The 7,264-nt window shown below is 37.3% G+C and carries 7 protein-coding genes; 5 read left to right on the top strand and 2 right to left on the bottom strand.

The annotated features are described in order from the left end of the window. Positions 1 to 8: 8 nt before the first annotated feature. The 4 genes from fabG (at position 9) to VIH09_RS06055 (ending at position 4,831) form a co-directional block, all read left to right on the top strand. Positions 9 to 755, top strand: coding sequence for a 3-oxoacyl-[acyl-carrier-protein] reductase (gene fabG / locus VIH09_RS06070; RefSeq protein WP_331578921.1), 747 nt, complete (start codon positions 9 to 11; stop codon positions 753 to 755). Positions 756 to 833: 78 nt separating this feature from the next. Continuing rightward, complete coding sequence (locus VIH09_RS06065; protein WP_331578919.1) at positions 834 to 2,861, top strand: hypothetical protein; 2,028 nt, start codon at positions 834 to 836, stop codon at positions 2,859 to 2,861. Between the two features lie 20 nt (positions 2,862 to 2,881). Next, positions 2,882 to 3,778 carry a LysR family transcriptional regulator gene (locus tag VIH09_RS06060; protein WP_331578917.1) on the top strand — a complete coding sequence of 299 codons (897 nt, stop codon included), beginning with the start codon at positions 2,882 to 2,884 and terminating at the stop codon, positions 3,776 to 3,778. Between the two features lie 93 nt (positions 3,779 to 3,871). Next, on the top strand, positions 3,872 to 4,831 hold the full coding sequence (locus tag VIH09_RS06055; RefSeq protein ID WP_414656143.1) for a YeiH family protein: 960 nt from the start codon (positions 3,872 to 3,874) through the stop codon (positions 4,829 to 4,831). Here the strand turns inward: VIH09_RS06055 and VIH09_RS06050 are convergent. Continuing rightward, on the bottom strand, positions 4,824 to 5,564 hold the full coding sequence (locus VIH09_RS06050) for a YoaK family protein (protein WP_331578913.1): 741 nt from the start codon (positions 5,562 to 5,564) through the stop codon (positions 4,824 to 4,826). The two genes, VIH09_RS06055 and VIH09_RS06050, sit on opposite strands and share 8 nt — an antisense overlap. Positions 5,565 to 5,663: 99 nt before the next feature. On the opposite strand from VIH09_RS06050, the gene VIH09_RS06045 reads away from it, so the two are divergent. After that, positions 5,664 to 6,668 (top strand): zinc dependent phospholipase C family protein, encoded by a 1,005-nt coding sequence (locus VIH09_RS06045; RefSeq protein WP_331578911.1) that lies wholly within the window; start codon positions 5,664 to 5,666, stop codon positions 6,666 to 6,668. A 58-nt stretch (positions 6,669 to 6,726) separates the two neighbouring features. Here VIH09_RS06045 and VIH09_RS06040 read toward each other — a convergent pair. Beyond that, positions 6,727 to 7,264 (bottom strand): LTA synthase family protein (locus VIH09_RS06040; protein WP_331578910.1); only part of this gene is annotated, 538 nt, incomplete at its 5' end.

The following is a 7,264-nucleotide window of genomic DNA, read 5'->3' as shown; positions in this document are numbered from 1 at the left end:
TTTCGAATATGAAATTACTAGAAGGAAAAGTGGCCATCATAACAGGCGCAAGTCGCGGAATTGGAAAAGGAATAGCGGAAGTTTTTGCAAAACACGGAGCGAACGTTGCTTTTACTTACAGTTCATCTGTAGAGTCAGCCTTGGCATTAGAAAACGAATTGAATGCTTTGGGAATCAAAGCGAAAGGATACCAGTCAAACGCCGCCGATTTTAACGAAGCGCAAACGATGGTTGATGCCGTTATCGCTGAATTTGGCACCATTGACATCTTGATCAATAACGCGGGAATCACTAAAGACAACTTGCTGATGCGTATGTCAGAAGAAGATTTTGACAAGGTTATAAACGTAAATTTGAAATCAGTTTTCAACATGACAAAGGCGGTTCAGAGAACTTTCCTCAAACAACGCTCGGGTTCGATCATCAATATGAGTAGTGTAGTCGGAGTGAAAGGAAATGCCGGCCAAACGAATTATGCCGCGTCTAAGGCCGGAGTTATTGGTTTTACCAAATCGGTGGCATTGGAGTTGGGATCTCGTAATATTCGTTGTAACGCTATCGCACCAGGATTCATCGAAACGGAGATGACCGCAAAATTGAATGACGAAGTGGTTCAAGGATGGAGAGACGGAATACCTATGAAACGCGGCGGAACTACTGAAGATGTTGCTAACGCTTGTCTTTTCTTGGCTTCAGATATGAGTTCCTATATTTCCGGACAAGTATTGAATGTGTGCGGAGGAATGCTTACTTAAAATTATTTTTTAAATTATAAATGAAGGATTTTAAATGAAATAAAGTTCGGAATTTATAGTATATTTAAATAAAAAAGAATGACCACAAACACAGTTCTATTGGTAATACTTTCATTATTAGTCGCTGGCGGTTTGTCATTTTTTCAATATTATTACAAAGCCAAAAACAAGTCGAAGTTGATTTTGTTTTTGGCTTTTTTGCGTTTCGCTTCCGTTTTCGGGCTACTGTTGTTGCTGGTTAATCCCATAATCACCAAAAATGAAGAAGAAATAGTCAAACCTCCCTTGTCCATCGTGGTCGACAATTCAAGCTCGATTGCGGCTTTGAATGCGGATAAAAAGGCCATTGAATTGTATAATGCTTTGGCCAGTGATAGAAGATTGCAGGAGAAATACGATGTTCAGTCCTATCGATTTGACAGCGAATTTGAGCCGTCTGAGAAATTTGATTTCAAGGGCACACAAACCAACTTGGATCTGATATCCAAAAATCTCAGGAACAGCAATAGAAATAAAATATTCCCAACGATCATCATCACAGATGGGAATCAAACTTCCGGGAACGATTATGTGTATAGCTTTGATACCTCTAATAAAGTTTTTCCCATAGTCCTCGGAGACACCACTAAGGTATTGGACCTGAAAATAAACCAGCTCAATGTCAATAAATATGCTTTTTACAAAAATAAATTTCCTGTGGAAGTGTTTTTGCAGTATTCAGGGGACAAAAACGTAACGGCCGATTTTACCATTTCGCAAGGAAATTCAGTTTTAACCAAGGAAATTATTTCTTTTTCGCCGTCCAAAAAAACAGCGGTAATTCATGTGCTGCTGCCGGCAAACAAAGTGGGTTCGCAAGTTTTCAAAGCTCGAATCTCTTCCAAAGAAAAGGAGTTGAACACTTACAATAACATCAAAAACTTTGCAGTCGAGGTCATGGACCAGAAGACAAATGTCGCCATCATTTCGGCTATAAACCATCCTGATCTGGGTGCTATCAAGCGAGCAATTGAGTCGAATGCACAACGTAAGGTAACTGTGTTTAAACCGCAAGAAATAAAATCATTACGTGATTTTAATATATTAATTATATACCAACCAACTGCTGAATTCAAATCGATTTTTGAAGAGAACAAATCGGCAGGTATTAATACATTCGTAATTACCGGAACGAATACTGATTTTTCTTTTTTAAACCAGCAGCAAAATAATTTGGATTTTAAAATTAGTAGTCAGAAAGAAGATTATTTGGCTGGCTTCAATCCACAGTTTAATCTCTTTGCCCTTGATAATATTGGTTTTGAAAATTTCCCTCCGCTAGAAAACAACTATGGCACAATATCAGCTAATGGTGCAGTTTCCGTTTTGCTGTATTCAAAAATAAGAAACCTGGATACCAAAATGCCTTTGATGGCTTTTGTTGAAAATCAAGGGAAACGTACTGCCTTTCTTTTGGGTGAAAATAGTTGGAAATGGCGACTGCAGAGCCATATGGAAAACCAGTCTTTTGACAAATTCGATGTTTTTATCGATAAAACAATACAATTTTTGGCCTCCAATAATTCCAAAAAATCACTGATCGTCAATCATGAAAGTTTCTACAATTCTGGAGAAGCGATTGAAATCAGCGCGCAGTATTTCAATAAAAACTACGAGTTTGATGAAAATGCGCGCTTGAACATCTCAGTTATCAATGCAGAAAGCAAGCAAGCCAAGAACTATGATCTGTTGAAAAGCGACAATTCCTATAAAGTAAATTTGGACGGACTTGCTGCCGGAAATTATAATTTTAAAGTAACGGAACTCAATTCTAAAACAAGCTATTCCGGTCGTTTCGAGATTTTGGATTTTGATATAGAAAAGCAGTTTGTTAATCCTGACGTCGAAAAACTGAAGCAATTGGCATCAATAACACAAGGAGAGGTCTATTTTTCAGATCAGGCAGATCAATTGATCGATTCGCTTCTCGCTGACGAAAGCTACAAATCCATACAAAAAAGCAATGTGACGCGCTCTCCTTTGGTAGATTGGTATTGGCTGTTGGTTTTGATCGCCGTTTTTCTTTCTGCCGAGTGGTTTGTAAGGAAATACAATGGTTTGTTGTAAATTAATGAAAAGGAATAATTATGGATTTTAGACTTAAAGTTTTCTATACCGTCGCGAACCGACTCAGTTTTACCAAAGCAGCCGCGGAATTATTCATTACTCAACCTGCTATTTCTAAGCACATTCAAGAACTGGAAGAAGAATATAAGATCAAACTTTTTGACCGAAATGGGAATAAAATTTCTCTTACCCAAGCTGGCAGACTTTTGCTGAGCCACACCAATAAAATTTTTGAAATTTACAGGGAAATTGATTTTAACATGAGTGCACTTATAAATCAGCAACGCGGATTGTTGCGAATAGGGGCAAGCACGACCATTTCTCAATATATTATTCCGCCATTATTAGCCCATTTTCATCAAAATTTGAAGGATGTGAAGGTGAACTTAAGAAACGGGAACACGGAACAAATAGAAAATGCACTTTTAAATAAAGAAATTGAGATTGGTATTGTTGAAGGACAATCCAAGAAGAAAACAATTAAATACACTTCCTTTTTAAAGGATGAATTGGTATTGGTATGTAATTCTAAAAACGCTTTAATTTCCAAAACTGAAATAACGCAAGAAGATCTTTTGAAGATGAATTTTTTAATGCGTGAGCATGGGTCTGGAACACTGGAAGTTATTGAGCATGCTTTAAAACATTTAAATATAAAGTTATCGCAGCTTACGATAGAAATGGAATTGGGAAGTACAGAAAGTATTAAATCCTATTTGATGAATTCTGACTGTGTTGCTTTTATATCGATTCATGCCATTGAAAAAGAATTAAAAAATAATGAACTAGCCATACTGGATGTAAACAATCTGAATATGGTAAGGTATTTTTATATCATCAGTTTACAAGGCAAAACAGATGCGCTTTCAGAACTGTTTTTAAAAAGCATATGCAGTCATTATAATTTAAAGTTATAAGAGATTGTTTAATACGATTGGTAAATATCATTCAATAGTTACATCTTTGTTGAGTAATAAATCAACAGCTTCACTTTGGAAAACCAATCCCACATAGTTTCAGACAAGTCTTATTCCCTTTTTGAAATTAAAAAATCACATCAAAAAATCATTTTTGTTTTATTGGGTTTAGTCTGCTTGTCGGGTTTTATATCTCCTCCAATTGCGCTCTTATTAGGTTTAATTGTTGCCAATTTATCAGGACATCCCTTTTTATACTTGAACCATAAAGCAACGAATATTTTATTGCAGGTTTCTGTTGTTGGCTTGGGCTTTGGGATGAATGTGAACAGTGCTTTAGCGGTCGGGAAAGTGGGTTTCTTATTTACCGTTGCTTCTATTTTTAGCACATTGATTTTAGGTTATTGTATTGGTAAATGGCTTGATATCGAAAAGAAAACATCGCACCTGATTTCCTGTGGAACCGCCATTTGCGGAGGTAGTGCGATAGCCGCCATTGCACCTGTGATCAAATCGGATGAAAAACAAACTTCGGTTGCCTTAGGGGTGATTTTTATTCTGAATTCGGTCGCCCTGTTTTTATTTCCTGCCGTAGGGCACTATCTAGATCTGTCACAGCAAGAATTTGGTTTATGGTGTGCTATAGCTATTCACGACACGAGCTCGGTGGTGGGAGCAGCCAACAAATATGGGGCCGAAGCGCTCCAAATCGCCACAACAGTAAAACTGGCCAGGGCGCTATGGATTATTCCCGTTGCTTTGATTACCGCTTCATTATTTAAGAACCAGAAAAGTAAAATCAAAATCCCTTACTTTATAGGCTTGTTTATTTTGGCAATGATGATGAACACTTTTTTTTCACAAACGGCGATCATATCTCCTTATTTGGTCTCTGTCGCTAAAATTGGACTTACCTTCACTTTATTCCTTATTGGAGCGGGTTTAAATTGGAAAATTATTAAAACGGTTGGCGTTAAGCCTTTGTTGCAAGGAATTTTGCTTTGGGGGTTTATCGCGGTTGCCAGCTTGGCGTCAATTATGTATTTTAATTAAATGGTAGGTGAGAGTTTTTTCTTTTTATTACGAAGAATTGTAAACGAATGTAATCATACATAAGCGCGATTAAAAGAAAAAGAACGCCGACAAAAAGTGTCTTCATCTCAAGAAAAGTATAAATGAAACCTCCAGAAATACAACCTATAAAAAAGAAGGCGATTATGGACAGTCGCAAATAAATGCTGGCATTCAGTTTCTTTCTTTCGTTTTGCTTTTTGTAAAAGAACAATTGGGATAATTCGATGCCCAAGTCGGTAAACAATCCGGTCAGATGGGTCGTTCGTACCGTGGATTGCGATATTTTTGTCACCAGCGAATTCTGGATTCCCATGGAAAAAAGCATCGAAAAAGCGATGCATTTCCCCTCAAAGGAAGACAAATCAGTTTCCATTCCAAAAAAACCGACCGAAGTTAGAATCGCTATCTCCAATGAAATTGGTATCACATGCAATAGATCGGGCTGTTTTATGGCCACCAATTCAGCCAGAAAATTGGAGCTAAACGCTCCAAGTAAAAAGAAAATGGTGAAAAAGAAAAAGGTGATCGCGGCGGCATAATCCTGTTTAATCACTTCCTCCGCAAAAAACGCAAAATGTCCCGTGACATTTGTTGTCAAAGTTTTCAATGCCAGAACACCAGTGATGTTTACGATTCCGGCAACGAATGAAAGTAAAGTGGCCAAACGCAGATTGTGAATGAAAGTTCTGTTTTTTCCTTGATGCCGAAACATAGTTGTAAATGTTTTTTTAAAATTAATGTAATCTTAAACCTATTATGTTTGAATCGTACAAAAAAAAAATATATTTGTATCACAAAAAAAATAAATGTAATGAAAAATATCAAGTTTAAGCGTAGGATAGTGATGTTAACCGTAGTGGCTATATGTTTTCTGACCGTATCTTGGGGAATTGTAGGTCATGAAAGAATTAATAAAGCCGCAGTTATGGCATTGCCTCAACCGCTTCAGACGTTCTTTTACAACCATATCGACTTCATTACCCAAGAGTCCACCGTTCCTGATTTGCGTAAATACATTTTGCAAGATAGGGCAGAGAATCCAAGGCATTACTTTGATATGGAAAATTTTGGTTCTGTGGATAGTTTCCCTAAAACCATGGCTGAAGCTAAAAAAAAATATGATGACAAGTTTTTGTCTAAAAACGGAACCCTTCCTTGGCACATTCAGGACATGATGGGCAAGTTGACAACTGCATTTAAGGAAAAACGTAAATCAGAAATCTTGTTTATTGCTGCAGACCTGGGGCATTACATTGCAGATGCACATATGCCTTTGCATACCTCAGACAATCACGATGGTCAACTTACGGATCAAAAAGGAATCCATTCGTTATGGGAAAGCAGATTGCCTGAACTGTTCGTAAAAGACTATAAATTCACTGTAGCTGCAGCGCATTATTACGAAGATGTTGACAAGGCTACTTGGGACATGATATATGATACACATAGTTTAGTACCTGCGTTATTAGCGGCAGATAAAGGACTGCGAACGTCTTTATCCAAAAACCAAATCTTTGTAACCGATGCGGAAGGTAATGTTGTTAAAAACAAATACAACGGCGTACGATACACAGACGAGTATGCTGGACAATTTCATAAAGCATTGGACGGTATGGTGGAAAGCCAAATGAAGAAAGCAGTCACGGCAACGGCTAGTTTTTGGTATACGGCATGGGTAAATGCCGGTAAACCTGATTTGAGTAATTTGGATGCAAAAGAACTTACGAAGCGCAATTGTAGAGCATTGAAAAAAGACAAGAAACTTTTCAAAAAAGGAGAGTTGTTCGGAATAGAAAGCGACAAAGACGCGGAATAGATAATCCCGAACCAGCATAAAAAAAGTCTGTGAGATATTTTCATAGGCTTTTTCATTTTTAATTTTTCTGGTATTTCTTTTTCTTCAGCACATCCGAAGCCGTTTGATAGATTGAAATGGTTTCATTGACTAAATCAGTTCTCTCTTTATCCAGAGGTTTTTGGTCGTAATAAATTTGGAAATCATCCTCAACACCTTCTTTTGGCAATAACGTTAACTGAAACTGTTTTACTTGTTGTTTAGGGGATAATATGGTCAATACATTGTCCTTTATCATACCCAAATCCTGATAAGTAGCAATAAATGCGCGCGGCCTGTATTCTGGTTTTAGTACATCCTGTCCAAAAAATTTGCTTTGGTAATTAAAGTTTAATAGTCCAAAAACGGTTGGCATGATATCAATTTGCGACATAAGGTTTGTGTAACGTCCTGGTTGTATAAACCCCGGACTGTAAATCATAGCAGGAATTCTGTATTTATCAACCGGAAGCTCCGTTTTACCGGCACTTGAAGCGCAATGATCCGCCAAGATAACAAAGACCGTGTTGGCAAACCATGGTTGCTTTTTTGCCATTTCAAAGAATTTCTTCATGGCA

It is taken from the genome of Flavobacterium sp. (assembly GCF_036515215.1).
Lineage (GTDB): Bacteria > Bacteroidota > Bacteroidia > Flavobacteriales > Flavobacteriaceae > Flavobacterium.
The sequence above is the reverse complement of the archived record's forward strand: the minus strand, read 5'-3'. Positions and strand labels throughout refer to the sequence as shown.

What these genes read in the sequence shown, in the direction of transcription:
- VIH09_RS06065 (WP_331578919.1), top strand. Translation starts at nt 834, where the DNA reads ATGACCACAAACACAGTTCTATTGGTAATACTTTCATTATTAGTCGCT.
- fabG (WP_331578921.1), top strand. Translation starts at nt 9, where the DNA reads ATGAAATTACTAGAAGGAAAAGTGGCCATCATAACAGGCGCAAGTCGC.
- VIH09_RS06050 (WP_331578913.1), bottom strand. Translation starts at nt 5,564, where the DNA reads ATGTTTCGGCATCAAGGAAAAAACAGAACTTTCATTCACAATCTGCGT.
- VIH09_RS06060 (WP_331578917.1), top strand. Translation starts at nt 2,882, where the DNA reads ATGGATTTTAGACTTAAAGTTTTCTATACCGTCGCGAACCGACTCAGT.
- VIH09_RS06045 (WP_331578911.1), top strand. Translation starts at nt 5,664, where the DNA reads ATGAAAAATATCAAGTTTAAGCGTAGGATAGTGATGTTAACCGTAGTG.